Source organism: Corallococcus sp. CA047B, assembly GCF_003612065.1.
GTDB classification, from domain to species: Bacteria; Myxococcota; Myxococcia; order Myxococcales; family Myxococcaceae; genus Corallococcus; species Corallococcus praedator.
In genome coordinates this window covers 1-25,334 of sequence record NZ_RAWD01000042.1, presented here as the reverse complement: position 1 = coordinate 25,334, position 25,334 = coordinate 1, and the positions used below count along the sequence as shown (strand labels likewise).

Genomic DNA, 25,334 nt, shown 5'->3' with positions numbered 1-25,334 from the left:
GGGCGACGCGCACCCCCACGCGCCGCGCCGGCCACCGCATCCTCTTCTCCGTATCCCCTTCGGAGGAACGCCCATGCGTGCCGTGCTCCTGCTCTGCCTCATCCTTCCGCTGTCCCTCGCCCAGGCCCAGAGCCTCCAGGTGCAGCCCCACACCTTCCAGGCCCTCACCGTGCCCGTCGTCGCGCTACCGCCGTTCGCCCAGGTCATCGAGCGCGAAGTGCCGGCCCTCATGAAAGAAGCCCGTATCCAAGGCGCGGCCGTGGGGCTGATTGTCGGAGGCAAGCTGGTCTACGCCAAGGGCTTCGGCTTCGCGGACCACGCGGGCAAGGTGCGAGTGACGCCCGACACGGTGTTCGTCGCTGCCTCGCTGGCCAAGCCGATCGCCAGTTGGGTGACGATGCGTCTGGCCGAGCAGGGGCGCGTGCAGTTGGACAAGCCGGTGGCCGATGTGCTGTCGCCGTGGCCGCTGGCGCAGAGCCCGTTCGACCCTCGCCTGATCACGATCCGCCGCCTGCTGTCGCACACCGCGGGCACGACCTTGGGCGGGTATCAGGGCTGGCTCGATTACAAGGAGCTGCCGAGCCTGGAGGAATCGCTGGCCGGCAAGACGAATGGACGCGGCGCGGTGGAGCTGTTCGCGCCGGTCGGTGTGAAGTTCCAGTACTCCGGCGGCGGCTACACCCTGATGCAGTTGGCCATCGAGCGGACCACGCAGCGCAAGTATTCGGACCTGGCGCGCGAGCTGGTGTTCCGGCCGCTGGGCATGAAACACAGCAGCGTCGCCATGACGCCGGAGGTGCTGGCCGGCGCAGCGCAGGGACACGGCGACGATGGCAGGCCGGTGCCGATGCGTTACTACGTCGAGCAGGCGCCTTCGACCCTGACCACCACCGTCCGCGACTTCGCCCGCTGGATGATTGCCGGCATGGCGAACACCGCCGGCGCGCATCCACTGAGCCAGGCGCAACTGGCCCAGATGTACACCCCCGCGGAGGTGAGCACGCCGCGCGCGCCCGATGAGGGGGTCTACGGCCTGGGGCACTTCATCGAACGCCTCGGCGACGGCAGCACCGCCGTCGGTCACGACGGACGCAACCAGGCCGGCTTCCGCGCCCATTTCTTGATGCGTCCGCACTCCGGCGACGGCATCGTCTTCTTCAGCAACTCCCGCAGCGGCCTGGCTTTGGACCGCGTCGTCTGCCTGTGGGGCGCCGACGTGGCCAAGGCCGATCCGGTGACGGCCTGCAAGAAATAGCGTTGCGTTCTACCGGGTGACCGAATGCGTGGCGCAGCCCGCGCAGGTGGGCTCCAGCGCCATCCCGCGGTGTATTTCCCCGTGTGGGGCCGGCTTCTGTCGAGCAGGAGAGGGGGGCCTGGGGGCTCGCCGTGCTCAGCGTTCGCCGGACTGAATTCCGGGTAGGCACAGGTGCTGCGGTTTGGGGGGCAACGATTCGCGCCAAATGGAGCGCCAACAAGTCCGTAGATGAAGATTGACAGAGCGGCCAGCATCAGCGGAGAACCTGGCGCTTCGCGTTTACTCCGCCCGTATCGGGCACCCTCACCCGGAAATTTCATGTCATATTTGTTTTCGAGATGGCTCGCAGTGCCATCTGCCGTATTGCGCGCTGGATTGGTGCTTGGACTGGCCGCGAGCACCCTCGCCGCTTGTCGCGACAACGAGCCGCGCGGCATCCCGCCAGTGACCCGCAACATCACCCTTGAGACGGTGGAAGACACGCCCCTCGACATGCGCCTGCCGGCCACCGGCAACGAGGCACTCACTTTCACCCTCGTCGACGCACCGGACCACGGCACATTGAGTGATATCAGCGCCAGTGGCTCCATCACCTACACCCCCGGCGCCAATTACAATGGCGAAGACGCGCTCGTCTTTCGTGCCACCAACCGCCAGGGCCAAAGCGCCCAGGGCACGGTGACCATCACCATCACCCCGGTGAACGACACGCCCACGCTCTCCTCGTTGGCCAACCAGACCCTCGCCGAGGACAGCTCGACCGGTGACCTGGCCTTCACCCTGGGCGACGTGGAGACCACCGCCGACGGCCTCACGGTCACCGCGACGTCCTCCAACACCGCCCTGGTGCCCGACGCCCCCGCGAACCTCGTCTTCGGAGGCTCCAGCACCAGCCGCACCCTCAAGCTGGTTCCCGTCGCCAACGCCAGCGGTACCACCACCATCACCCTCTCGGTGAGCGACGGCTCCGCCACCGCCTCCACCACCTTCACGGTCGACGTCACCGTGGTGAACGACCTCCCTGCCATTTCCCCCATGGCCAACCAGAGCATCGCTGCTGGTGGCTCGACCGGCGACCTGGCCCTCACCGTGGGCGACGTGGAGACCGCCGCCGACAGCCTCACGGTCATCGCCACGTCCTCCAATGCCGACCTGGTGCCCAACGACCCTGGCCATCTCATTCTTGGCGGTTCCGGCTCCAGCCGCACCCTCAACGTCGTCCCTGTCGCCAGCGCCAGCGGATCCACCGCCATCACCCTCTCGGTGAGTGACGGCGCCGCTACCACCTCCACCACCTTCACGGTCGACGTCACCGGTCTTGCGAGCCTCTACTGGGTCACGAACACCGGCTCACTGTGGAGGGTTGACGTGAACGGCACGAATGCCATTGAACTCAAGACTGGCATCAGCGGGGCCGCTTCCGTCGCTACCGACCCGGTCACCCGTACCCTCTTCTACACGAGCGGCAGCGCCATCGTTCGAGTGGACAGTGATGGGGCGAATCCGGTCGATGTCGTGGCGGACGGAGGCTACCCCAGCGCGCTGGCAGTCGATTCGACGAACCGCAAGCTGTACTGGTCCGATTTCAACGGAGAACGGATCATGCGCGCCGAGCTGGACGGTAGCAATCCAACGCAGGTCGTCGGCGGCATCGATAGCCCGTCTGCCCTCGCGTTCGATGTCCCGAGTGGCAAGGTGTATGTGATTACCTATAACAACACCAAGCTCGTGCGATTCAATCTCGATGGGACCAACCTGGAGACCCTCGCTTCAAACCTGGGCGGCCTGGGGGTGGGCCTGGCGGTCGACCCGAGCGGCGGGAAGGTGTACTACTCGACCCGCGGCAACAGTATCTATGTCTCCAACCTGGACGGTTCCAACGGCACCGCCCTGGTGACCAACCAGACCTCAGTGTACGGGATTGCCATCGATGCCACGGCCGGGCGGCTGTATTGGGTGGATTGGCTGGGTGGATTGCTCCGGAGCGCAAATCTGGCCGACGGCAGCAATATCCAGGACGTAAACTCGGGCAGCAGCAGGAACTTGGGTCTGGCCTGGATGCCTGCGCCGTAGCCAGGAGCAGGCGGCACTTCGCGTCCAGGGGCTTCAACGGAAGTCAGGCCCATTGACGACGTGAGCGTCCGGCTGGAGTGAGGAGGGTGGTCCCACCCTCTTCATGTACCTTCCTCATGGAGAGGCGTGAGGTGCACGGCCTGGGGCGTGGAGCCAAGGTGATAGAGCTGCCGGAAGTCTTCGGGCTCCACCACCGATACGAGCGCCGAGCCCCGTAGAGTCTCGGCTCCTCCATCGATGGCCTCACGGACCTGTGCCTGTTGCGCCACCCTGCCTGTCTTCGCAGGAGGGACGCGGTGTATCCACAAAGGCAGAGAGGCGCTGAAACGTCTGGTCCGGGCGTAAGGCCGACCTCTGTCGAGCTGGAGGGGAGGGCCTGGGGGCTCGCCGTGCTCATCGTTCACTGGCATGACGCGCGTTTTGACGCACCCATGACGCAGCGACCGAATCTTGGGGAGGCACAGCGGGAACTCGATGCGAAACACGGCGACGCTCGCGGCGTGTGGGTCGGTCACTCGCCGCGAGCCTGCCGCGCCGCGGCTACGCCTTGCCGGGCTTTTCGCCGAGCCGCTTTGCTCGCTCCTCGGCCTCGCCCGGCACGTCGAACTCCGTCGGGTCGAACAGCGGCCGGAGCTCGACCTCCCACTCCTCGCCGTCTTGCACGAGGAGGCCGAACGGCGCGCGCTTGGCCCACTCGATTGCCTCGGCGAACGTCTTGACTTCGAGCAGGCTGTAGCCGGCGATCAGCTCCTTGGCTTCGGCGAACGGGCCATCGATCACCTTGCACTGGCTCTTGCTGTACCGCAGGAGCGCGCCGTGGCTCATCGGAGTGAGGCCGCCGAGATCGAGCAGCACGCCGGCCTTCCGCAACTCCTCGTTGAAGTTGTGCATCGCGACCAGCGCCTCTTCGGTCGGCTTCTGGCCCGCATCGGCTTGCTTGTTCGCCTTCACCATCATCATGACCTTCATCGCGTGTCTCCTTGCTGCTCGGTAGGTGTCCGCGAGGGCGACGAACAGGGCGCAGACGGATCGACAACCGCGATGCGGATTCTTGCTGCGAGGGAGGGAAGACGTAACGCCCAGGTACTACTCGGGCGTCAAACTTCCCCAGCTTGGTCCGATTGTACGAGCGCTAAAGCTCACCTGTACCGCACCGGATTGTTGAGACACCAGGTTGGTCGTAATCAGGCCGCGTGCTTCGACTGCATCAGCTCGCGCCGAGCCTGACTCGGCGAGAGGGAGTGGTGGCGCTCCAGCGTAACCGTCCGGCCAATGACGTGTGGGGGCCCTTGCAGGTAGGCCCCGGCCGTTGACATCGACGACCCAGCGGTAGCGTCCGAGCCTTTCCTTGGACTCAACGCCGGGACGCGCGATGCGGGCGGCAATGCCGCGCAGGCGAAGTCCGCTCCTGTTCTTCCTGGAGGCGTAGGCCTTGTCGGTATGGAGTTTCCCTGGGCGGAAGCGGCGCTGCCCCGAAGGCATCCGCACTGCGGGCACGGAGTCGACGAGGGGGAAGAGTTCGTGCGTGTCGTGCACATTGGCGGCTGTCACCGACTCGGTCAGCGGCATGCCGTGGCCCTCTACGAGAAGATGATGCTTGCTACCCGCCTTCGCTCTATCCGTCGGGCTTGGGCCCGTGAGGGCCCCCTTTTTGAGGCCCGCACGGACGAGGAGTCGATGGCGGCGCGGGAGAAGTCCACCTTGTCGCGCAGGCCCAATTCATCCAGGCGCTCCTGGAGGTTTTCCCACACGCCCGCGCGGGTCTATTCCTCCAGCCTGCGCCAGGCCGTCATGCCCGACAGGCCGAATGTTTCGCGAGCAGCAGCAGCTCCAGCTTCTCGATTCTCCCGTTGAGTCCGAAGCGGAGCGCCAGCGGGCGAGTCTCCTGGAGGTTGTCGACGAGCGTCCGGTCCCGCATGAGGCCGACCACGACCGCCTGCGAGGCGATGAGGTGCTGGACGAAGGTGTCGATGGCTGCAGGCGAGACCTCTTCTCGGGCCGTCCGGATGTCGAGCCGGCGGCGCTCCTTCCAGACAGCGGTCGCTGTCTGCCGCTGGAAGTCCGTATTCGTTCGACGAATCGCGTGGAGTATCGCCCGCGATGGGGTCTGGTTTCTGCGCGCAGTGCGCAGCAGATCCGGGTGATGGATTGGATGGTGTCGAGTTACTGCGCGCCGATACCCACCGGGGATGGGGCATTGCGTCGATGGCTCGGGCTGCTGCGCGCTGGGCGCGCTTTTCGTAGAGTCCCACGCCATGGGCCTCCTCACCTTCGGTCTCAATGTGACTTTGGACGGGTGCATCGATCACACCCAGGGGATCGTGGACGACGAGCTGCACGACTATTGGAGGCAGCTCATGGAGCAGAGCGGGGCGATGCTCTTCGGGCGCAACACCTACGAGCTGATGGAGGGAGCCTGGCCCGCGGTGGCACGCGACGAGAAGGCGCCGCGCGCGATGCGCGAGTGGGCACAGAAGCTTGAGGCGAAGGCGAAGTACGTCGTGTCGGGCTCGCGGAGCGACTTTCCGTGGCAGAACACGATCAAGGTGGAGGGTGACCTTCGCGAGGCGATCTCAGCGCTGAAAGCGAAGACCGAGCGGGGTGTCCTCGTCGGAGCGCCCAAGCTCGCGGCTGCGCTCGAGGAGTTGGGGCTCATCGACGAGTACCGCATCGTTGTTCATCCCATCATCAGTGGCCGCGGGCCGACGTTGTTTCATGGCCTGTCGAGTGCGCGGCAGCTCGAGCTCCTATCGACGCAGCGGTTCAAATCCGGCGTGCAGGCGCTCCACTTCCGTCGCAAAGCGGGATGAGCGTGGAAGGACCCGAGCGCTTCACCGGCGGCTGCCTGTGCGGCAGCGTCTGCATCGGCGCGTCGGGGTGGGGTTGCTGAGCTCCAGCCTGCAGGCGCTGAGTGGCGCGTGCGGTGGTTGCATGGGACGGCGGACCTCAACCGCCAGGGCAACGGCACGGCCACGGTGCGGGCGCCGACTCCGAGGCTGTACCGCGCGACGCGCTCGGTGCCCGTCTTCATCGACGAGTACAAGCCCTACGACATGCAGCGCCAGCGGCTCAACACGCTGCACCGCTACCTGCGCCGCCTCTACCGCGGCGAGACCGAGGAGCGCGGGCGCCCGGACCTCAAGGTGAACAGCTACCACCTCCAGGCGCCGGTCTGCGTCGCCGGCGAGACGCGGCCCACCGAGGCGGCGCTGCTCGAGCGCATCCTGACGTCGAACCCCGAGAAGACGACGCTCAAGGAGAAGTCCGCGTACCAGGAGGCGCACCGCGAGCTGCGCTCGGTGGACCTCGTGCTCTTCGCGCCGCGGTACATCCAGTTCTGCCTCGGGCGCAACTTCGACGCCGACCTCGAGGTGGCGCGCGGCGTGGCCAAGGCGCTCCTCGTCGGCCGCAAGGTGCCCGTCCGCATCGCCGAGAACCTCACCGTGATGTTGCTCGGCGTGCACCTCTTCGAGGAGTTCGCCAAGCACTGCGGCTGCGAGCTGCCCGATGACCTCGGCGTCGAGGCGGCCGTCAACGCGGTGCTCGACGACGTGCTGGAGACCGATCACGGGGTGAAGAACGCGCTCGACCACTTCCTCGAGATGCTCGGCGTGATGGCCGTCCAGGGGCTCCTCAAGCACAGAGTGCATTACGCGTTCGACAGCGGACGCCTCGCGCTGCACCTTGAGAGCGCGTACGACGCCTTCCGCGCGCACTGCAAGCGCATCGACTACGAGGGCGAGGTCGTCGATCTGAAGGCGCTGCGTCGCCTGGTGCTCGAGAGCAAGAAGCAGGGTGGCTTCGTCGCCTCGGAGAGCGAGCGCGTGCACTTCGACGGCGGCCGCCGGCGCGCGGTGCTCGTCGATCTCGACAAGACCAAGGTAGTCACCGCCGACGACTTCCCGACGTCCGATGAAGGTGGTGGCAGCGGGTTCCGCGAGAGCTTCAGGTCTCGGTGGAACGACTCGTAAGGCGGAGGGAGTCGATCGTGCTCGATTGTTCAGCCACCGTTAACGGGCCGTAAACGACGCGCCGTCTACCGCGCGTCCGTCATCGACGTAGAACCTATGTCGAACCCCGCGGGCGCTCGGCTCAAGGGACGAGGGAATCGTCATGCGAACTGTGTCATCGATCGTCGCTGCCGCAATGCTCGGGCCTCTTGCTTGTCAGGCTGGGCCGACGGCTCCAACGCAACGAGATTCGGGGGTGACCACGTCGCCTGCTCCCAGCTCGAATGCACCGGTGGATTCAGGCGTCTCCACTCAAACTGATCTCATGCACATCAAGTTCACGATCGACGGAGCGACCGTAGAGGCGGTGCTGGAGGACAACCCCACGGCGCGCGACTTCGCGTCGATGCTCCCGATGACGGCCAAATTTGAGGACTTCCACTCCACGGAGAAGATTTCCTACCTCTCTCGGAAGCTGTCGACCGAGGGAGCCACGGCCGACTACGAAGCCAACGTTTGGGACATCACGTACTACGTCCCTTGGGGCAACCTGGCGATCTTCTATCGCGAGTATCGCCCTTCGCGTGACTTGATAAAGCTCGGCAGGATCACCACCGGTCGCGAGGCGCTGCTGCGGTCGAGCTCGTTCACTGCGACGATCGAAAGTGTCGAGAAGTAGCGCCGCCTACGGCTGGAGCAGTGACGGCGCGGATGGACAGGACAGGTTGCTCAAGCCTCACAACGACCTGTAGCTACCGGAAATTCGCGTCCAGTGCTGCGTCAACGAACGCGTCATTGCATGCACGGTACTGCGAATGGGACCCGAAGAGTGTAGGGACTCCAGGGCATGCGGGTGCTGGAAGGGGGGCGAGGGGCGTGACTGTCTCTAGGGCGCCAGGCGGCGCGTGACAGGGCGTGGCAGAATTCTGGCCTGCCAGCTACGGTCGGCAAGAATGGCAAGATGCGGGTCTTCGTGAAGGCGCTGGTCGAGACGATGCGCTCGGCCCTGCGGGGCCGTTCGGAACTGGCGCTGGAGAACCTGGCTCTTCGCCAGCAACTCGCAGTCTTCCGTGAGAAGCGCCCATCCCCGAGGCTTGCCCGGGGCGACCGCCTCTTCTGGGTCGTTCTCCGACGCCTCTGGCAGGGGTGGCGGAGGTCACTGTGCCTGGTGCAGCCGGCGACAGTGGTGAAGTGGCATCGGATGGGCTTTCGGCTCTTCTGGCGCTGGAAGTCTCGGCGTCGGGTGGGACGTCCTCGGGCAACCCTGGAACTGAGGGCGTTGATTCGGCGCATGGCCGAAACCAACCCGACCTGGGGTGCCCCGCGCATTCACGGGGAGTTGCTGAAGTTAGGGATGGAGGTAAGCCAGACAACGGTCGCCCGGTACATGCCCAGACCGGGAAGGGGAACGCCGAAACCGTCGCCAACATGGCGGAACTTTTTGCGCTTGCATCTGGCGGAGTCCGCGGGGATGGACTTCTTTGTCATTCCGACTGCGACGTTTGGAGTGCTGTAGGGATTTGTGGTTGTGAGTCACCGAGACAGGCGAATCCTTCACCTCAATGTGACAGCGCACCCGACGGAAGAATGGACGAAGCAGCAGATGTGAGAGGTCTTTCCCTGGACCAGTGCTCCGAGGTACTTGCACCGAGATAGGGACAAGCTCTACTCGGAGGGTGTTCGCGCCACGCTTACCCATTTGGGGATTCGCGAGTTGCCGAGTGCAGCACGGTGTCCGTGGCAGAATCCCTATGCGGAGAGAGTCATCGGCTCGATACGTAGGGAGTTGCTGGACCATGTCGTCGTCCTGAACGAAGCCCACTCTCGGCGCCTGCTGCGCGAGTACCAGCGCTACTACAATGCGAGCCGGACGCACCTGTCGCTCGGGAAAGATGCGCCCGATACGCGTGAGGTGCAGGGCCCGGAGCACGGAGCCAAGGTGATAGAGCTACGGGAAGTCTTCGGGCTCCACCACCGGTACGAGCGCCGCGCTGCGTAGAGTCTCGGTCCTTCCAAGAACACCCTCGTAGACCCGCGCGTGCTGCACCAGGCTACCTGCGTTCGCAGGAGGGGCGGGGAGTGCCCACACGCAGGTAGCGCGAGGTGTTGAGGCGTCTGCGCCGGGCGTAATTCCGACCTCTGTCAAGCGGAAGGGAGGACCCAGCGGCTCGTCATGCGAATCGCTCACGTCATGACGCGCGTTTTGACGCACTCATGACGCAGCGACTGAATTTTGGGTAGGCACACCGGTGCTCATGCTCCGGTCTGCGGGTGTGCCTGGGCTTCAGGCGGGACGCCGTGTGTACGACCGCGTGAACGGCGGCGCCGAGCGCGAGCTCCCAGCTCGGAACAGCAAGGCCGGCCATGGGGACGTGCCCCACGACCGGCCTTGCTCCTCGGCGTGTCGACGCGGTCCTACCGTAGGGGCACGCGCTTGAGCCTGAAGGGCGAGGGGCTCTCGCTCATCGTGAAGTAGCTCGCGCCGTTGGCCTCGTACTCGATCGCCTCACCCTGGCCCTCGGAGGTGTCGGTCAGCGTGACGGGCGTCGCGAAGACGGCCGACTCGAAGCCAAGTCCCGGCGTCGCACGGAACTCGTAGACAGTGCGGTAGGTGCGAAGGAGGAAGCGATCCGCGCATGGGTGGATCGCCGCCGCGGTCGCGGCCGAGAAGTTGTCGTCTCCGTTCAGCGGCAGCTGGATCGTGTGGACGTGGATCAGCGTGGCCTGCACGCCCGGCGTCAGCGGCTGGGGGAATTTGTACACGCCGCTCTGCCCCGTGCCCCCGTTCTTGGTGACGACGTAGATGTCCCCGGTGGTGGGGTGCACCATCAGCGACTCCGCGTCCTTCGCGCCGTCCGGATAGACGAACGGGAAGGCCTCGGCGACGAGCCCCCCCGAGGTCTGGCCGTTGGCGAGATCCGGCTCGGGCACGCGGTAGATCGTGAACGACGTGGGGCTGCCACCCGGAGGGAAGTTGGCGCTCCACTTCCCGATGTCACCGATGAAGATGCACGAGCCGCTCGGGCAGGGCCCGGTTGCGAGGTCCTCCCAGTCGGCCGGCGTCACGTTGGTCACGTTGAACGTGCCGATCGTGCTCGCGTTGAGGGGGTTGATCGCGACGATCGCGGTGGTGTCCTCGTTGTGCACGTAGATCGCGTTGCCGACCACGCGGCTCGCGGCCAGGCCCGAGGGCTCCACGATTTCCGGCGCGGTCACGGTGCCCTGGAGCGTGAAGGTGCTCGCGTACGTGTCGCCGACCATGCAACTGGGGGCGTTGGCGGCGCGCAGGACGATCACGTGCGCGGTGTTGGTCTGCACGAACGCGGAGCTGCCGGAGAGGCCCGTCTGGAGGCCCGGCGCGGTGAGCGACCGGTAGGCCGCATTGAAGAGCAGTCCATTGGTGTGACCCAGGCACGCATCGAAGGCCTCGGTGAAGCCGAGCGGCGGCTCGATGCCGGTGGCAGGGCAGGTGGCGTCCGGCCAGACCTGTGAGCCGTACCAGACGGCGAGGCCACCCGCGCTGCCGGTCACCACGTCGGGCACGGTGAGCGACGCGGAGTCGCCGTTCTTCTGGCCTGCGTGCACGTCGATTGGCTGGATCGGATCGACGCCGCTGAAGGCCTCCACGCTCCCCGCCATGTGGGTGGTCGCGTCCAGTCCGAACGCGTAGCTCGCGGGCTCGGAGGCGCCCGCGACGCGGTAGAAGATCCAGGTGCGGATGGCCCAGGCGCTCTGCTCCGAGCGCAGGAACGTCCAGCCGGCGGGCGGCGTGACGGTCGCGGAGATGTTGTTGCGCACGGTCACCCGCGCGATGAGCGCGTCGTTGGCCTCGGTCCCCGACGGCTTGGGGATCGACAGCGAAGCGATCGACAGGCCACTGTGGCGTGAGCTCCCACGCAACGCGACCCCCGAGGACGGTGCGACCTCGGCGCGGCGAAGGGCGACGACCTGCGCGACGTTGGTCTCGGCGAACGTCGAGCTCCCGTTGAACGGTCCCTGGATGCCGGCACCGGCGAGGGGCATGAAGGCGGCGTTGAAGACGAGGCCCTGGGACGAGGACACCAAGCAGGTGTCGTAGGTCTCGGCGAAGCCCACGGGGGGCTCGATCGCCGGGGTCGGACACGCGGCGCCGGTCCACGCCTGCGCGCCGAACCAGACGGCAGCCCCGCCCGCGGTCGAGGTGCTCAGCTGCGGCGTCGTGAAGGCCGTCGAGCCGCTGTTGCTCTTGCCGGCGTGCGTGTCGATCGGGTTGGCCGGATTGACGCCGGCATACGCCACGAGGTTGCCGACGAGGTTGCTCGCGATGGAACTCTGGAACGTGTGGCTCGCGGGCTCGCTGGCGGTGGCGACGCGGACGAAGACCCAGCCGCGGATGCTCCAGGTGCTCATGTCGGTGCGCACCAGCGTCCAACCCGCAGGCGGGGTGAGCTCGGCGCCGATCTGGTTCCGGTTCGCAAGGTGCGCCAGCAGCACGTTACCGGCGGCGACGCCCGTAGGGGTCGAGAGGGTCAGGCTGGTGACCGTCTTGCCGCTCGCGTGCGTGGTGCCGACGAGGGTGATCTCCCCGGTGGCCGGCGGCTGGAGGGGACGCAGCACCACCGCGTGCGTGATGTTGGTGTTGGGGAGCGTGGAGCTGCCGGTGAAGGCGGGCTGGGCACCTGCGGCCCCGAGCTCCGAGGTGGCGGCGCTGTGCAGCACGCCGAGCGACGACGAGACGAGGCAGGTGTCGAGCTGCTCGGTGAAGCCCGTCGGAGGGGTGTGGACCGCGGGGCACGCGGCGCCTCCCCAGACCTGGGCCGAGAACCACACTGCGAGGCCGTTCGCGGACGACGTGGTGGCGACGGGCAGCGCGAGGCTCGCGCTGTTGCCATTCTTCTGGCCCACGTGCACGTCGATCGGCTGGAGCGGATCCGCGCCTGACACCGCGACCAGGGTGGCCGCCATGGAGCTGGCGAGGTCGAGGGTGAAGGTGTGACTGCTCGGCTCGGCTGTGCTGGCCACGCGGAGGAAGAGCCAGGACTTGATGGCCGAGGCGCTCTGCTCGGAGCGCAGCAGCGTCCAGCCAGCGGGTGGGGTGGCGACGGCGGTGACGGCCTCGCGATTGCTCAGCTGCATCACCAGCACATCTCCGGCGGCCGTACCGACGGGGGTGGGGATGGAGAGGGTGGTGGTGGCCAGGCCGCTCGCGCTGGTGGTTCCTCGCACGGAGAGCGTGGAGAGGCCCTGGGCCGTCGTCGCATCCTGTACGTCGTCGGGCTGCGCGAGCTCAGTCGTTCCACAGGCGGCCATCAGTAGGGCGGCCGCGAGCCACAGACTTCGGAATGGGGTCATGGGGTTTCGATCGGGTGTCGACTCACTGGACTGGAGGTCCGGGAATCGGCCATGTGAAGGGCCCCGAAGTGCGAAGCGCAATCGACTGTCATGACACGGGAAAGCTGCCGTGAAATGGTTGGGATCGTCGGGTGTCATCGAAAGAAGGTGGCAGTCCTGTCCATGCGGTCACGCGGAGTACTTGGAGAACGCGAAGCCCAAAGATATCTGCGCACGGTGCAAGGGCCGAAGGGTGGTCGGCACCCCGCGGGGTGAGCCTCCAGGCAAGCCTCGTGACCGTGGCTGTGACCGGCTCGTGACGTCAGCAGAACGGTGCTGACATCCGCGGAGTCTTGGCGCTCTCGGAGGCTCTTGGGGCGCTCCGGACCGGAGTGCCGTCCACCTCGCGTGGCAGGCAAACACCCCCCGTGAAACGGTGGCGGAGGCGGCTGATCCGAGGCTTCCGACGGGTGTAGCTACCGGAAATTCGCGTCCAGTGCTGCGTCAACGAACGCGTCAGTGCATGAACGGTACTGCGAATGGGACCCGAAGAGTGTAGGGACTCCAGGACATGCGGGTGCTGGAAGGGGGGCGGTGGGGGGCGTGACTGTCTCTAAGGTGCCAGGTGGCGCGTGACAGGGCGTGGCAGAATTCTGGCCTGCCAGCTACGGTCGGCAAGAATGGCAAGATGCGGGTCTTCGTGAAGGCGCTGGTCGAGACGATGCGCTCGGCCCTGCGGAGCCGTTCGGAACTGGCGCTGGAGAACCTGGCTCTTCGCCAGCAACTCGCAGTCTTCCGTGAGAAGCGCCCATCCCCGAGGCTTGCCCGGGGCGACCGCCTCTTCTGGGTCGTTCTCCAACGCCTCTGGCAGGGGTGGCGGAGGTCACTGTTCCTGGTGCAGCCGGCGACAGTGGTGAAGTGGCATCGGATGGGCTTTCGGCTCTTCTGGCGCTGGAAGTCTCGGCGTCGGGTGGGACGTTCCTCGGGCAACCCTGGAACTGAGGGCGTTGATTCGGCGCATGGCCGAAACCAACCCGACCTGGGGTGCCCCGCGCATTCACGGGGAGTTGCTGAAGTTGGGGATGGAGGTAAGCCAGACAACGGTCGCCCGGTACATGCCCAGACCGGGAAGGGGAGCGCCGAAACCGTCACCATCATGGCGGAACTTCTTGCGCTTGCATCTGTCGGAGTCTGCGGGGATGGACTTCTTTGTCATTCCGACTGCGACGTTTGGAGTGCTGTCGGGATTTGTGGTTGTGAGTCACCGAGACAGGCGAATCCTCTACCTCAATGTGACAGCGCACCCGACGGAAGAATGGACGAAGCAGCAGTTGCGAGAGGCCTTTCCCTGGACCAGTGCTCCGAGGTACTTGCACCGAGATAGGGACAAGCTCTACTCGGAGGGCGTTCGCGCCACGCTTACCCATTTGGGGATTCGCGAGGTGCCGAGTGCAGCACGGTGTCCGTGGCAGAATCCCTATGCGGAGAGAGTCATCGGCTCGATACGTAGGGAGCTGCTGGACCATGTCGTCGTCCTGAACGAAGCCCACGCCCGGCGCCTGCTGCGCGAGTACCAGCGCTACTACAATGCGAGCCGGACGCACCTGTCGCTCGGGAAAGATGCGCCCGAGACGCGTGCGGTGCAGGGCCCAGAGCATGGAGCCAAGGTGATAGAACTACGGGAAGTCTTCGGGCTCCACCACAGGTACGAGCGCCGCGCTGCGTAGAGTCTCGGTCTTTCCAACAACATCCTCGTAGACCCGCGCGTGCTGCACCAGCCTACCTGTGTTCGCAGGAAGGGCGGGGAGTGTCCACACGCAGGCAGAGAGGTGTTGAGGCGTCTGGGCCGGGCGTAGCTCCGACCTCTATCAAACGGAAGGGAGGACCAGCGGCTCGTCATGCGCATCGCTCACGTCATGACGCGCGTTTTGACGCAGCCTTGACGTACTCATGACGCAGCGACTGAATTTTGGGTAGGCACAGCCTGGCAGTATCGGCTGGCGCGCGGCCCAAGGCGAGGTGCGCCGTGTTGGGGACATGGCCGTAGGCGCAAGTCGACCAGCGTCAGCCGAACTGTGCCCACGCCTCTTGGGTATGACGGCGTTTTTCGTCGTGGTGATGGCGGCATTGGCGCATCGCTCGCCTTGACGCACTGCCGAATGTTGCCTTGATGCACCCATGGCGCAGTGACCATTTGGGGTAGGCACAAAGGGCAGCCGAGAGATGCTGGTGTCGGAATTTTGTTTTAATTTCGCAAGTGGGTGGCTACGTGAATAAAAGGCTTCGAACTAGGTCTATGCAATCCTCGTAGATGTGACATAGGCTTGTAAGGCCTTGGGCCGAGAATGGAGGCAGAAGCACGGCATCTCCTTCTTGGAGTTTCGCATGGACTAAGGCGTTTCGGACGTAATACACAAGCGGGGCTCGGCATTTGTCTGGAGGGTAGACGATAGTGGGATCGTCTAACCACTTCCCAATGGATTGATAGCCTTCACGGCGAGGTCTGTGCCCGGCGCCGAATAGTGAGTCCCAATCAGAGCGCGAGAATCGGGTGAATGACACGGTGCTTCGGTCAAAGACTTTGCGTAAGGTGTCGAGTTCGCTGGTGCTCTGGATGTTCCGCAGGAGCGCTAGGACCTTTGATATTGAAGCGCTTGCGACGTCTTGCTGAGTCGAGCGCGCGAATTCGATCTCAAATGCCTTGTATATTCTGATGAATGCTGTGTCTGGTCCGTCCACTGTCTGGAGCGCTGAGACAAAGGCGTCGCGAGCCTCCGACGTAGCGCTGGATGCAATTCTAAGCAGGGGGGCAGAGTTGAGTTGAGTGAAGGGCTGTCTCCATGCATGGGGATATCGAGGCGCATAGCCAGCAAGCGCAAGACGCTCGCGAACGGCATGAGGGCTTGATGAGCAGGCGACAGGACCCCAAAGGGGTAAAAGAGATGCCCAGTCAAAGCCAATTATTGCGGCGGGTTCTGGCTGCCATAGCGCCACTGCCAATAGCAGGGGAGGACAGGTGTCTAGGCTGGGAGGGGTGTTCAGTGTTCCGAAGTCTCCAGTGAAAACCCATGTGCCCTGATCGGCCCAATGGATTACTCCGTGCTCGATTTGTGCGCTGTCGTGTTTCTTGAGTCTGGTGAGCGTGAGTTGGCTTCCCTGGAATTCAATGTCTGCCGAGGTGTTGCTGTGTGTGGTTATTTTTGTGTTTATGAGAAGGTCGTCAAGATCGTGATTGATGCAGTGCGGGATTGTATGGGCGCCGATCTGGATGCCAGTGGGATCGGCATGAATGTCTGTTGGTTTGAGGTCAAGGGCCGATGCGAGGTTTGAGAAAAATTCGGAGCGAACGGACATGGTTGGTCAGGTTGCCTGAAACCAGCACTGGTCAAACGGGGTGAGTCCCTCAGATCTGAAAAACTCCTGGAATCCTCGAAATACCAATGTTCGTGTCTGTTCTCCGACATTGTCTTTCCGCTTGAATCCGGACTGGATTTTCTCGTGACGAGCGAGAGCTAGTGGGTCGCTGCTGCTGGTTTGAGCTGACTCTTCGAGTAGCTTGAAGAGGCGTTCCTTAGCGGTCTTTAGGACCTCAGGTTTGTAGTTCAGACACCAGGAGTAGGCGGCAGCTAACCCTAGGTGAAAGGTGTCGCGTGTGAGCAGTGTTCGGGCGGAGGGTATCATGTCGCCGTTCACGTCGGTTTGCGACTCTTCGTAAAGGGTCCATAGTCGCTTGTCGAACTCGATTAAAAAGCCAATGTAGTCAATGAATGCCTCGGTGGGATCTCTTTCATTGTCTTGAGAGTCTGTTCCAACTGTGCGGCCATAAGTCTCCAGTGCGTCGATTTTTGTAAGCTCTTCAACCACCTCGTTTCTGAGGTCGATGTGTGGTGACTTTTGGATGAACGCTTGAAGCGCAGTGGCGAGAAGGGAAAACTGATACTGCCCGGGTTCGCTGCGACGGCTTGCGTCCTTCTCTCTGTATATTGCTATCGAAGATCCATAACGTTCGGTTAACGTGTCGCATAATGCATTGCTTACCACTTCAATCTGGTGGCGCAGGCTCATGGGCTTTTGACCAGCGTTCAATAGAATCATTCGGTATGTTAGCGCTGGTAAGGTGATGTCGGGCCAGAGTTCCACGCGAAAGGGGCGTTTGTTGAATCGTTCCTGGCTTTGTTCGTCGGGTAGTGATTTCAGGACATGCTGAATTGCGTTTGTTCGCTGAAGGCCGTCGACGATGTAGATGTTCGCTGGTGGTGTTTTTGATAGGGCCTCAGTGAAGCCAGCGTCGTCGATGCTCTTGGGGATTGGTATGGTGTTTAATTTTGCCGCGAGGACAGGGGCGGGGATGAGGCAGCCCTTTGCTAAGTCGTCTCTTAGGCGTTCGTATGGCTTGAAGCCTTTGACGATGGTTCGCTGAATTGAGAGATTCTCTTCTGCGCCCGAAATAAGGCGTATGTAGTCTGCGATGGTCATTTCTACGAGTACGCTGGTTGCGTTGATGCGTTCATCTTTGAGGATGCTGACGATGTGCATGGGCTTTTTGGGAGGGCTTGGTTGGGGGGGCTGTTGAGGTGAGTCGATGCGTGTCCCCGATAGGCGCAGTCGCGTGCGATTGTTGCGTCGGAGCATAGCGCAAGTTCAGGAGTCAAACCTTGGGCGAGGGGAATCCAGCGGAACGCGGCACTCATGCTCACTACGAACGGCCCCAACCAATCGCTGTGAGACTGCTCGAAGAAGGCAGCCCAGCGATTTAGAGGTAGGACTGGGCATATGGGTAGCTCCCGGGTCGGCCAACCGGATTGCGACTCCTGATCGACCAGAGCTGGTCGCATGCGGCCGGTTGCCTTTCACTCGCGCGCGGTGGGAGGGGCAAGGGCGCAGAACCGTTCAGATTTCGGCGTAGCCTATGCTTGACGCTTCTGTGCACGGGGGGCCGCGGCTGATCGTGACTGTGATCCGAAGGGTGACCCGCAAGCGATCCATTAAGGAGGCCCATCACGCTGCTCCGAGGGTGCCGAGCATGGGCGCGCTTCAGTTTGCGCCGCACTCCAGCGCGGGGCCTTGCAGGTTTCGAGCGAAAGGAGGCGAATGTGGGCGTTCTCAGCGCAGGCTCGAAGCTCTCGGCGCGACTTTCTCTGGAACGGGCTGACAGCAGGACCAGCAACTTCGCGGGCGCTTGCGAGCGCCGGTGACGGGGACTGGCGCTGCACGGATCAGCAGCCTGCCGCGACCGCCCTCACCACGAGTATGAGCCGAGGCGGCCCACGTCAGCCTTGCGTCGCCCTCTCGGGGACCAGTAAAGCAGGTAAGAGACGAAACCAGAAAGTAGAGAGAGACGCCTTCCCAGAAACCTCAAAGCGGAAAGAGCGGGTCTCCAGGGGAATGTTGTTAACCGCCTCCCTAAGAGTTAACAGCACCTGTTAACCACTCTCGGCCTCTCTCTCCCCAAAACGGGCGAAAGAGCGCTCCAGAGAGCCCAATCGGCGGCGGAGGAGAGGGGGCATCTCGCTCTGCGGGGTTGAGAGCCGAGAGGGCCCTCTTCAGCACCGCGAGCCAGAATCCCTTGGGATTCAGCGGCTTAAGCATGAAGGCCCCGCGATGTTCATCGCGAGGCCCGTGTTAAACAAAAAGGCCCTGCCAGTTGGCAGGGCCTTCTATTCAGCTCCCCGACGTGGACTCGAACCACGGACATGGTGATTAACAGTCACCCGCTCTACCAGCTGAGCTATCGGGGAATATGTCCCGTCGCGGCGGTGCGCTGCCGTGACGGACGCGATTTCTAGAGAACCGAGCCTGCCCTGTCAACTGTCCCGTTCAATCCGCTCTCCCGACTCTCCTCGCAGCCCTGGTCCGCCCTCGACGGTTGGGGCCCGGTCGCCTCCGAGGCGCTCGCCCGGATCCTCTCGGGGGATCCCGCCGAGCGCGTCCTCGACCGGACCCTGCGCGCCCACCGGGAGCTGTCCCGTGAGGGGCGCCAAGCCCTGAAGGAGGCCGTCTTCAACGTGGGCCTCTGGCGCCGCCGCCTCGCGTTCCTCCTGGATTCGGAGGGTGCGTCTCCCCCTCAGCTCCTGTTCGCGCTCCTCCACGGCCTCGGCGGTGTTTCCGCCCGAGAGGCCGCGTCCTGGGCGGGCCTGGAGGCCCCGGTGCCGCTTCGCACCGGGGAGCCCCCGTCATTGGCGCTCCGGGCCTCGCTGCCGGACTGGCTCGCGGACCACTTCACCCGGGAACTGGGGACCGAAGCCGAGGACTTCTGCGCCCACCTCAACGTCCCGGGCCCCATCACCCTCCGGGTGAATCCCGCCCGCCTGTCCCGTGAAGCGCTGGCCGCTCGCCTTGCCTCGGAGGGCGTCGCCACTCGTCCCGGCTCCTGGAGCCCCCTGGCGCTCCAGGTGGAGGGCCACCGACCGAACCTCTACGGGCTGGCCTCCCTGCGTGAGGGCCTGTTCGAGGTCCAGGATGAGGGCAGCCAGCTCCTGGGACTGCTCGTGGAGGCCCGTCCCGGGGAGACGGTGCTGGACCTGTGCGCGGGGGCAGGGGGCAAGACGCTCCAACTGGGGGCGGCGATGGCGGATTCGGGCCGCCTGATGGCCTACGACCCGGACCCCGAGCGGTTGGACCGGCTCCAGCAACGCGCTTCCCGCGCCGGACTCACCCGCGTCCATGTGCTTCGGACGCCGCCCGCTCCGGGCCTGGGCGTGGACCGCGTCCTCGCGGATGTGCCCTGTTCCGAACTGGGGTCGCTCCGCCGGGGACCGGATCTGCGCTTTCGCCTCAGCCCGGACGTGCTCTCCCGGTTCATTGCCACCCAGCGCGACATCCTGGCCCGTGCCGCCGACGTGGTTCGCCCCGGCGGCCGGGTCGTCTACGCGACCTGCACCGTCAACCGCTCGGAGAACCAGGACGTCGTCGCGGACTTCCTCCGCTCCCATCCGGACTTCCGCCGCGTCCCTCCTGGCGCCGGGTGGCTTCCGGAGGCGTGTGTCCACGACGGGTTCCTCTTCGTCACCCCACACCGGCACGGCACGGATGGCTTCTTCGCTGCCGTGCTCGAACGCGCGGAGGCGGTGGGGTAGGGCGCGCCTTGGCCGGTTCATGGGAGGCGGCCGGCCGAGCGCTCCATGGGGCCTCGTTCGCCTACCAGCGGTACTCAACGCTTCGGGCGGGGCCCTCCGTGAATCACCGTGTTGCCTCCGCCCCCGGTGCTATGAAGCGCAGCGTGCGTTGGCTCAAGCCTCTCCCACTCCGCCCCCGCGACACGGTTCATGTCGTCGCTCCCGCTGGTCCCTTCGAGCAGGCCCCCTTCGAGGCCGGCCTTCGGATCCTCTCCGAGCGCTACTCGCCGGTGCTCCGGCCCGACCTGGGCGCCTCGCACCGCTACCTCGCCGGTGACGACGCACGCCGCCAGGAGGAGCTGTCCCACGCGTTCCTCGACCGCGCCTCCCGCGCCATCTTCTGCGCCCGGGGTGGCTATGGCAGCTCGCGGCTGCTTCCCGAGCTGCCGCTCGACAAGGCCGGGCCGGTGTCCTTCACCGGCTTCTCCGACCTGACGTCCATCCACTGCGCGCTCCAGGCGCTCGGCCGCGTCTCCTTCCACGCGCCCGTCCTCACGCAGCTCGGCCGGCAGTCGGCGCAGGTCCACGACTACCTCTTCCGCCTCCTCGAATCCTCCGAGGCCCCGCCCCCGCTGCACGGCAATGCCACCTACGTCCCCGGCACCGCCGAGGGCGTCCTCGTGGGCGGCAACCTGTCCGTCTTCTCCCGGCTCCTGGGCACGCCGTACATGCCGCCGCTCGACGGCGCCGTGCTCCTCCTGGAGGACGTCACCGAGCGCCCCTACCGCATCGACCGCATGTGGACCCACCTGCGCCTCGCCGGCGTCTTCGCCCGCGTGCGCGGCATCGTCCTGGGTGACTTCACCGCCTGCGAGGAGAAGGACGCGTCGTACTCCAGCGCGGACGTGCTGCGCGAGCTGGCCCGGGACGCGAAGCTGCCCTGCGCCGCGGGCTTCCCCATTGGCCACGGCGCCATCAACTACCCCGTGGCGCTCGGGACGCACGTGCGCCTGGATGCCGACGCCGCCCGTCTCACCTTCCTCGAAGGGGCGGTGAGCCCCGGATGACCCCGCACCCCGTCGCCAACCTCCAGGCCGTGCTCGATGATGGCGTGGAGCTGGGCATCTTCCCCGCCGCCCAGGCGGTGGTGCTCCACAAGGGGATGCAGGTCTTCGGCGGCGTCGCGGGCAATGCCACCGGCGACACGCGCTTCGACCTGGCGTCCCTCACCAAGGTCCTCTCCACCACCGCGCTCTTCCTGCGCCTGTGGACCGAAGGCAAGGTGGGCCCGAACACGCTCGTGTCGCGCTACCACCCCGGCACCCCCGCGGGCGACGCGGGCGTCACCGTGGCGGACCTGCTCTATCACCGCTCCGGCCTGCCCCCCTTCGTCCCGTTCTTCGCGGACGCCCTCAAGGCCCGCCCCGAGCTGCTGGACGCCGGCTGCTCCGCGAACGTGCGCACCCAGGCCCGCGAGGAAGTGTTGCGCGCCGCCGCCGCCACGCCGCTGGAGGCCCCCGTGCGCACGCGCACCGCGTACAGCGACGTGGGCTTCATCCTCCTGGGCGACATCCTCTCCCGCGCCGCGGACGCCCCCCTGGACACGCTGTTCTCCCGCCATGTCGCGGAGCCGCTGGGCCTCAACGCCCGCTTCCACCGCCTCACCGACTTCCCCGTGGACGGCGCCACCGCGCACACCGGCGCGATGCGCCCCCGCGAGCCCGCTCCCGGCCAGGAGTCGCTGTGGAAGGACGTGCCCTCCCGGCCTTCACGCCCCGGCGAGGTGGACGACGACAACGCCTGGGTGCTGGATGGCGTCGCCGGCCACGCGGGCCTCTTCGGCACCGCCGTGGACGTGGCCCGCTTCGGTCAGGCCGTGCTCGAAGGTTGCGCGAGCACCCATGCCGCGCTGGCCCCCGCGCCCCTGTGGCACCGGGTGCTCGCCACGGATCCGCTCCTCACGGGCAGCACCCGCTCCATGGGCTTCGACTCGCCGTCGAAGGGCCACTCCAGCGCGGGCCGCTTCATCGGCGACACGCCCCCGGGCGCGGTGGGCCACCTGGGCTTCACCGGCACCAGCCTCTGGGTGGACCTGCGACGCTCGCTCGTCGTCGCCCTCATCACCAACCGCGTGGCCCAGGGTCGTCAGGACCTGCGCATCCGCGACTTCCGCCCCGCCTTCCACGAACTGGTCGTGGAGGCGCTCGACCTCACCGCACTCCCTTAAGGGACAGCATGGCTGACGACAACGGCAACGTCCTCGACACCCTCGACCCGAAGTCCGTGCGCCGCATCCACCTGGTGGGCGTGGCCGGCACCGGCATGGGCTCCTTCGCCGGCATGCTCAAGGCCGCCGGCTATGACGTCACCGGCAGCGACGAGAACGTCTACCCGCCCATGAGCGACATGCTCCAGGCGTGGGGCATCCCCGTGCGCACCCCGTACGCCCCCGCCAACCTGGACGCGGCGAACCCGGACCTCGTCATCATCGGCAACGTCATCCGCCGCGTGAACCCGGAAGCCACCTCCGTGCGCGAGCGCGGCCTCAAGCAGATGAGCTTCCCCGCCGCCCTGGGCACGCTCTTCCTGGACCGCGCGCACTCCGTCGTCGTCGCCGGCACCCACGGCAAGACGACGACGTCCTCGCTCATGGCCCACGTGCTGGTGGCCGCCGGCAAGGACCCGTCCTTCCTCGTGGGCGGCGTCACCCAGAACTACGCGGGCAACTACCGCGTCGGCAAGGGACCGCACTTCGTCGTCGAAGGCGACGAGTACGACACCGCCTACTGGGACAAGGGCTCCAAGTTCCTCCACTACCGCCCGCGCACCGCCATCCTCACCAGCGTGGAGTTCGACCACGCGGACATCTTCCGCGACCTGCCCCACTACGAGGCCACGTTCGAGAAGTTCGTGCGCCTGGTGCCCCAGGACGGCCAGCTCGTCGTCTGCGCCGCGTACCCCAACGCCGTGCGCATCGCCCGGGACGGCGGCACCGCGCCCGTCATCACCTACGTCGCGAAGGAGGGCGCGGACGCGGACTTCACCCCGAAGAACCTCTCCTTCGGCCCGGACGGCGCCCGCTTCGACGTGGTGGAGCGCGGCCAGACGCTGGGCACCGTGACGCTGCCGATGTCCGGTGCGCACAACGTGGAGAACGCGCTGGGCGTCATCGCCGCCGCGCGCGGCCTGGGCCTCACCTTCGCTGAAATCCAGCAGGGCCTGTCCACCTTCCAGGGCGTGAAGCGCCGGCAGGAGGTGCGCGGGGACGTGGGCGGCGTGCTCGTGGTGGACGACTTCGCGCACCACCCCACCGCCGTGCGCGAAACCATCTCCGCCATCCGCCACCGCTACCCGGACCGGCGCCTGTGGGCCATCTTCGAGCCGCGCTCCAACACCAGCCGCCGCAACATCCACCAGGAGGACTACGCGCACGCCTTCCCCGGCGCCGCGCGCGCGAGCCTCAAGGTGCCCGAGCGCCACGACAAGGTGCCCGAGGGCGAGGAGCTCAACGTCCCCAAGCTCATCGAGGCGCTCAAGGCCCAGGGCATCGCCGCGGACGGCGCCACCGACGTGCCCACGCTGGTGGAGCGCGTGGCCTCCGAGGCGAAGGCCGGCGACGTGCTGCTCGTCATGAGCAACGGCGCCTTCGGCGGCTTCATCGACAAGCTGCTCACCGCCCTGAAGGCCCGGGCCGGGAAGGGGACCTGACACCATGCGCTTCCCGTTCATCGCCTCGCTGGGACTGCTGACGCTCGTCGCCGGCTGCTCCGCCGCGCCCAAGCCGCTGCCCTCGCTCACCGACTCGCAGGCCGCGGGCAGCCCGCGCACCAGCGCGTCGTCCCTGGAGTCGGAGCGCCGTCCGAACCAGCCGCTGGACTTCCAGGTGAAGCGCTACCCGGACAACAGCGCCTACGACTTGAAGGGCGACCGGGGCCAGGTCGTCCTCCTGGACGTGTGGGCCACGTGGTGCGAGCCCTGCAAGGACGCGCTGCCCATGTACGCGGCGCTCCAGAAGGAATACGGCCCGCGCGGCTTCAAGGCCTACGCCCTCAACGTGGACGAGGACGTGCGCGCCATTCCGCCCTTCCTGGAGGAGGCGAAGGTGGAGGTGCCCATCCTCCTGGACGCCAATGCGCTGGTGTCCGAGCGCCTGCTGAAGGTCCGGCTGATGCCCACCACCTTCCTGATTGACCGGAAGGGCGTCGTCCGGCACGTGCACGAAGGGTTCGCCGAGGAATTCCTCCAGCAGTTCCAGACGGAAATCGAAGCGCTGCTCGCCGAGCCCGCGCCCTGACGGGCCGCGAAGCTCCACCCACGAGGGGATGCCTCCACATGGCCCAGGACTCCGACACGCCCGCCGCCCTGCGCCGCACCGCGGAGGAGGGCGCCCGGCTGGCCGGCCGCATCCTCCGGGAGCGCTTCCCGAAGCACCGCACCATCGAGTTCAAGGGCGGCATCGACCTGGTGACGGACGCGGATCGCGCCTCCGAGGCCGCGCTGCTGGACTTCCTCCGGCAGCGCCACCCGCACCACGCCATCCTCGCGGAGGAGAGCGGCGCATGGCAGGGCACCGACACCTTCCGCTGGCTGGTGGATCCGCTGGACGGCACCACCAACTACGCGCACCAGGTGCCGCACTTCTGCGTCAGCGTGGCGGTGGAGGGGCCCGAGGGGGTGCTCGCCGGCGCCATCTATGACCCCATGCTGGACGAGCTGTTCTCCGCCGCGAAGGGGGAGGGCGCCACCCTCAACGGCCTGCTCCTGAAGGCCAGCCCCGCGGACCGCCTGGAGCGGGCCCTCTTGTGCACGGGCTTCCCCTACGACGTGCGCGAGCGCCCGGACCTGCCCGTGGGCCTCTTCACCCAGCTCATCCTCCTGGCGCAGGGCATGCGCCGCACCGGCAGCGCCGCGCTGGACCTGGCCTACGTCGCGGCCGGCCGCTTCGACGGCTACTTCGAGTTCGGGTTGAAGCCCTGGGACATCGCCGCGGGCAGCCTGCTGGTGTCGGAGGCCGGGGGCGTCATCGTGCACATCGACGGGCGGCCCTTCGACGTGCTCAAGGGCGACGTGCTCGCGAGCGGCGCGGCGCTGCACCCGCTGCTGCTGGCCCAGGCCAAGCGCTTCCTGGACGCGCTGGGCTGGACGTCGCGCGACTAGAAGAAGCTCTCCGGCACGAAGACGATGTCGCCGGCCTGGAGCAGGAAGTTGCGCTCGCGGCCCACGCCGATGTCCTCCACGGGCACGCGAATCTTGCGCTCCTGCCCGTCCACCACGCGCGTGACGAGCGTGTTGTTCTTCGCCGCCAGCTTGGTGAAGCCGCCCGCCAGCGTAATCGCCTGGATGATGGACACCTCGCCGTCCACCGGGAACGTGCCGGGCTTCTGCACCTCCCCGAAGACGAAGATCTTCTGCGAGTTGTACTCCCGCACCAGCACCGCCACCTGCGGCCGGCGCAGGTAGCGCGTCAGGCAGTCGCGCAGCACGTCCGCCGCGGAGCTGGCGGTGCGTCCCGACAGCGACACCTTGCCGCACAGCGGATAGTCGATGGTGCCTTCTGGCGACACGCGCCAGGTGCCGGAGTGTTCGGGCTCCTGGAAGACGCGCACCTCCACCACGTCCCCGGGGCCCAGGCTTCCGCCGGACGTCTTCGCGCGCTCGGCCGCAGGTGGCGGTGCTGGTGCGGGAGTACAA

At 66.2% G+C, this 25,334-nt stretch carries 21 protein-coding genes, 1 tRNA gene and 1 pseudogene; 16 read left to right on the top strand and 7 right to left on the bottom strand.

Features of this window, described 5'->3' with window-relative positions; genetic code table 11:
* The first annotated feature begins 73 nt into the window (after positions 1-73).
* Both D7X74_RS10000 and D7X74_RS09995 read left to right on the top strand, forming a co-directional pair.
* Positions 74-1,255: a serine hydrolase gene (locus D7X74_RS10000; RefSeq protein ID WP_120532695.1), complete on the top strand. Its 1,182-nt coding sequence runs from the start codon at positions 74-76 to the stop codon at positions 1,253-1,255.
* 378 nt (positions 1,256-1,633) lie between these two features.
* Complete coding sequence (locus D7X74_RS09995; RefSeq protein ID WP_233602046.1) at positions 1,634-3,328, top strand: Ig-like domain-containing protein; 1,695 nt, start codon at positions 1,634-1,636, stop codon at positions 3,326-3,328.
* 540 nt (positions 3,329-3,868) lie between these two features.
* Here D7X74_RS09995 and D7X74_RS09985 read toward each other — a convergent pair.
* The 3 genes from D7X74_RS09985 to D7X74_RS09975 form a co-directional block, all read right to left on the bottom strand.
* Positions 3,869-4,297: a YciI family protein gene (locus D7X74_RS09985; RefSeq protein ID WP_199741798.1), complete on the bottom strand. Its 429-nt coding sequence runs from the start codon at positions 4,295-4,297 to the stop codon at positions 3,869-3,871.
* Positions 4,298-4,414: 117 nt separating this feature from the next.
* Complete coding sequence (locus D7X74_RS44115; RefSeq protein WP_370450735.1) at positions 4,415-5,047, bottom strand: transposase; 633 nt, start codon at positions 5,045-5,047, stop codon at positions 4,415-4,417.
* A 70-nt stretch (positions 5,048-5,117) separates the two neighbouring features.
* The gene (locus D7X74_RS09975) at positions 5,118-5,585 is read right to left on the bottom strand and encodes a hypothetical protein (protein ID WP_120532693.1); all 468 of its coding nucleotides are present in this window, start codon (positions 5,583-5,585) and stop codon (positions 5,118-5,120) included.
* On the opposite strand from D7X74_RS09975, the gene D7X74_RS09970 reads away from it, so the two are divergent.
* The 5 genes from D7X74_RS09970 (at position 5,584) to D7X74_RS44110 (ending at position 9,277) form a co-directional block, all read left to right on the top strand.
* On the top strand, positions 5,584-6,138 hold the full coding sequence (locus D7X74_RS09970; protein ID WP_120532692.1) for a dihydrofolate reductase family protein: 555 nt from the start codon (positions 5,584-5,586) through the stop codon (positions 6,136-6,138). The two genes, D7X74_RS09975 and D7X74_RS09970, sit on opposite strands and share 2 nt — an antisense overlap.
* A 108-nt stretch (positions 6,139-6,246) precedes the next feature.
* Positions 6,247-7,299, top strand: coding sequence for a hypothetical protein (locus D7X74_RS09965; RefSeq protein ID WP_120532691.1), 1,053 nt, complete (start codon positions 6,247-6,249; stop codon positions 7,297-7,299).
* Positions 7,300-7,603: 304 nt separating this feature from the next.
* Positions 7,604-7,957 carry a cyclophilin-like fold protein gene (locus tag D7X74_RS09960; RefSeq protein ID WP_120532690.1) on the top strand — a complete coding sequence of 118 codons (354 nt, stop codon included), beginning with the start codon at positions 7,604-7,606 and terminating at the stop codon, positions 7,955-7,957.
* 282 nt (positions 7,958-8,239) lie between these two features.
* Positions 8,240-8,794 carry an IS3 family transposase gene (locus tag D7X74_RS45245; RefSeq protein WP_370450734.1) on the top strand — a complete coding sequence of 185 codons (555 nt, stop codon included), beginning with the start codon at positions 8,240-8,242 and terminating at the stop codon, positions 8,792-8,794.
* A gap of 126 nt (positions 8,795-8,920) precedes the next feature.
* Positions 8,921-9,277, top strand: coding sequence for an integrase core domain-containing protein (locus D7X74_RS44110; protein WP_370450733.1), 357 nt, complete (start codon positions 8,921-8,923; stop codon positions 9,275-9,277).
* Positions 9,278-9,693: 416 nt separating this feature from the next.
* Here the strand turns inward: D7X74_RS44110 and D7X74_RS09950 are convergent, their stop codons facing one another.
* Positions 9,694-12,609 (bottom strand): cell wall anchor protein, encoded by a 2,916-nt coding sequence (locus tag D7X74_RS09950; protein ID WP_120532689.1) that lies wholly within the window; start codon positions 12,607-12,609, stop codon positions 9,694-9,696.
* A 986-nt stretch (positions 12,610-13,595) separates the two neighbouring features.
* Here D7X74_RS09950 and D7X74_RS45240 point away from each other — a divergent pair.
* The 3 genes and pseudogenes from D7X74_RS45240 to D7X74_RS42630 all read left to right on the top strand — a co-directional run.
* Positions 13,596-13,697 (top strand): annotated as a pseudogene (locus D7X74_RS45240) (hypothetical protein); the annotation flags it as partial.
* Positions 13,698-13,787: 90 nt separating this feature from the next.
* Positions 13,788-14,315 (top strand): integrase core domain-containing protein, encoded by a 528-nt coding sequence (locus tag D7X74_RS09940; protein WP_120532704.1) that lies wholly within the window; start codon positions 13,788-13,790, stop codon positions 14,313-14,315.
* A 1,372-nt stretch (positions 14,316-15,687) separates the two neighbouring features.
* Positions 15,688-15,918, top strand: coding sequence for a hypothetical protein (locus tag D7X74_RS42630; protein WP_147446528.1), 231 nt, complete (start codon positions 15,688-15,690; stop codon positions 15,916-15,918).
* Between the two features lie 30 nt (positions 15,919-15,948).
* Here the strand turns inward: D7X74_RS42630 and D7X74_RS42625 are convergent, their stop codons facing one another.
* Together D7X74_RS42625 and D7X74_RS09935 are read right to left on the bottom strand one after the other, a co-directional pair.
* A complete protein-coding gene (locus tag D7X74_RS42625) occupies positions 15,949-17,124 on the bottom strand; it encodes a hypothetical protein (RefSeq protein WP_147446527.1) in 1,176 nt (391 codons plus the stop codon).
* 1,129 nt (positions 17,125-18,253) lie between these two features.
* Positions 18,254-18,326 (bottom strand) — tRNA-Asn (locus D7X74_RS09935).
* 162 nt (positions 18,327-18,488) lie between these two features.
* Between D7X74_RS09935 and D7X74_RS09930 the strand changes: the two genes are divergently transcribed.
* From D7X74_RS09930 to D7X74_RS09905, 6 genes are all read left to right on the top strand, one after another.
* Positions 18,489-19,664, top strand: a complete 1,176-nt coding sequence (locus D7X74_RS09930; protein ID WP_233602047.1) for an RsmB/NOP family class I SAM-dependent RNA methyltransferase — start codon at positions 18,489-18,491, stop codon at positions 19,662-19,664.
* Between the two features lie 131 nt (positions 19,665-19,795).
* A complete protein-coding gene (locus D7X74_RS09925) occupies positions 19,796-20,710 on the top strand; it encodes an LD-carboxypeptidase (RefSeq protein ID WP_120532687.1) in 915 nt (304 codons plus the stop codon).
* On the top strand, positions 20,707-21,870 hold the full coding sequence (locus tag D7X74_RS09920) for a serine hydrolase (protein ID WP_120532686.1): 1,164 nt from the start codon (positions 20,707-20,709) through the stop codon (positions 21,868-21,870). The genes D7X74_RS09925 and D7X74_RS09920 overlap by 4 nt, the downstream gene beginning before the upstream one ends.
* A gap of 8 nt (positions 21,871-21,878) precedes the next feature.
* Positions 21,879-23,351 carry a UDP-N-acetylmuramate:L-alanyl-gamma-D-glutamyl-meso-diaminopimelate ligase gene (mpl, locus tag D7X74_RS09915; RefSeq protein ID WP_120532685.1) on the top strand — a complete coding sequence of 491 codons (1,473 nt, stop codon included), beginning with the start codon at positions 21,879-21,881 and terminating at the stop codon, positions 23,349-23,351.
* Positions 23,352-23,355: 4 nt separating this feature from the next.
* Positions 23,356-23,937, top strand: a complete 582-nt coding sequence (locus D7X74_RS09910; RefSeq protein WP_120532684.1) for a TlpA disulfide reductase family protein — start codon at positions 23,356-23,358, stop codon at positions 23,935-23,937.
* A gap of 38 nt (positions 23,938-23,975) precedes the next feature.
* Positions 23,976-24,800, top strand: a complete 825-nt coding sequence (locus tag D7X74_RS09905) for an inositol monophosphatase family protein (RefSeq protein WP_120532683.1) — start codon at positions 23,976-23,978, stop codon at positions 24,798-24,800.
* Here the strand turns inward: D7X74_RS09905 and D7X74_RS09900 are convergent.
* Positions 24,797-25,334, bottom strand: a 538-nt coding sequence (locus D7X74_RS09900) for a polysaccharide biosynthesis/export family protein (protein WP_147446526.1), incomplete at its 5' end; no start/stop codon positions are given. The two genes, D7X74_RS09905 and D7X74_RS09900, sit on opposite strands and share 4 nt — an antisense overlap.

Bases quoted from the DNA above. Each gene is read 5' to 3' on its own strand.
- D7X74_RS10000 (WP_120532695.1), top strand. From the start codon at position 74: ATGCGTGCCGTGCTCCTGCTCTGCCTCATCCTTCCGCTGTCCCTCGCC.
- D7X74_RS42625 (WP_147446527.1), bottom strand. From the start codon at position 17,124: ATGCACATCGTCAGCATCCTCAAAGATGAACGCATCAACGCAACCAGC.
- D7X74_RS09970 (WP_120532692.1), top strand. From the start codon at position 5,584: ATGGGCCTCCTCACCTTCGGTCTCAATGTGACTTTGGACGGGTGCATC.
- D7X74_RS09910 (WP_120532684.1), top strand. From the start codon at position 23,356: ATGCGCTTCCCGTTCATCGCCTCGCTGGGACTGCTGACGCTCGTCGCC.
- D7X74_RS09920 (WP_120532686.1), top strand. From the start codon at position 20,707: ATGACCCCGCACCCCGTCGCCAACCTCCAGGCCGTGCTCGATGATGGC.
- D7X74_RS09925 (WP_120532687.1), top strand. From the start codon at position 19,796: ATGAAGCGCAGCGTGCGTTGGCTCAAGCCTCTCCCACTCCGCCCCCGC.
- D7X74_RS45245 (WP_370450734.1), top strand. From the start codon at position 8,240: ATGCGGGTCTTCGTGAAGGCGCTGGTCGAGACGATGCGCTCGGCCCTG.
- D7X74_RS09975 (WP_120532693.1), bottom strand. From the start codon at position 5,585: ATGGCGTGGGACTCTACGAAAAGCGCGCCCAGCGCGCAGCAGCCCGAG.
- D7X74_RS09985 (WP_199741798.1), bottom strand. From the start codon at position 4,297: ATGAAGGTCATGATGATGGTGAAGGCGAACAAGCAAGCCGATGCGGGC.
- mpl (WP_120532685.1), top strand. From the start codon at position 21,879: ATGGCTGACGACAACGGCAACGTCCTCGACACCCTCGACCCGAAGTCC.
- D7X74_RS09905 (WP_120532683.1), top strand. From the start codon at position 23,976: ATGGCCCAGGACTCCGACACGCCCGCCGCCCTGCGCCGCACCGCGGAG.
- D7X74_RS09950 (WP_120532689.1), bottom strand. From the start codon at position 12,609: ATGACCCCATTCCGAAGTCTGTGGCTCGCGGCCGCCCTACTGATGGCC.
- D7X74_RS09960 (WP_120532690.1), top strand. From the start codon at position 7,604: ATGCACATCAAGTTCACGATCGACGGAGCGACCGTAGAGGCGGTGCTG.
- D7X74_RS09940 (WP_120532704.1), top strand. From the start codon at position 13,788: ATGGACTTCTTTGTCATTCCGACTGCGACGTTTGGAGTGCTGTCGGGA.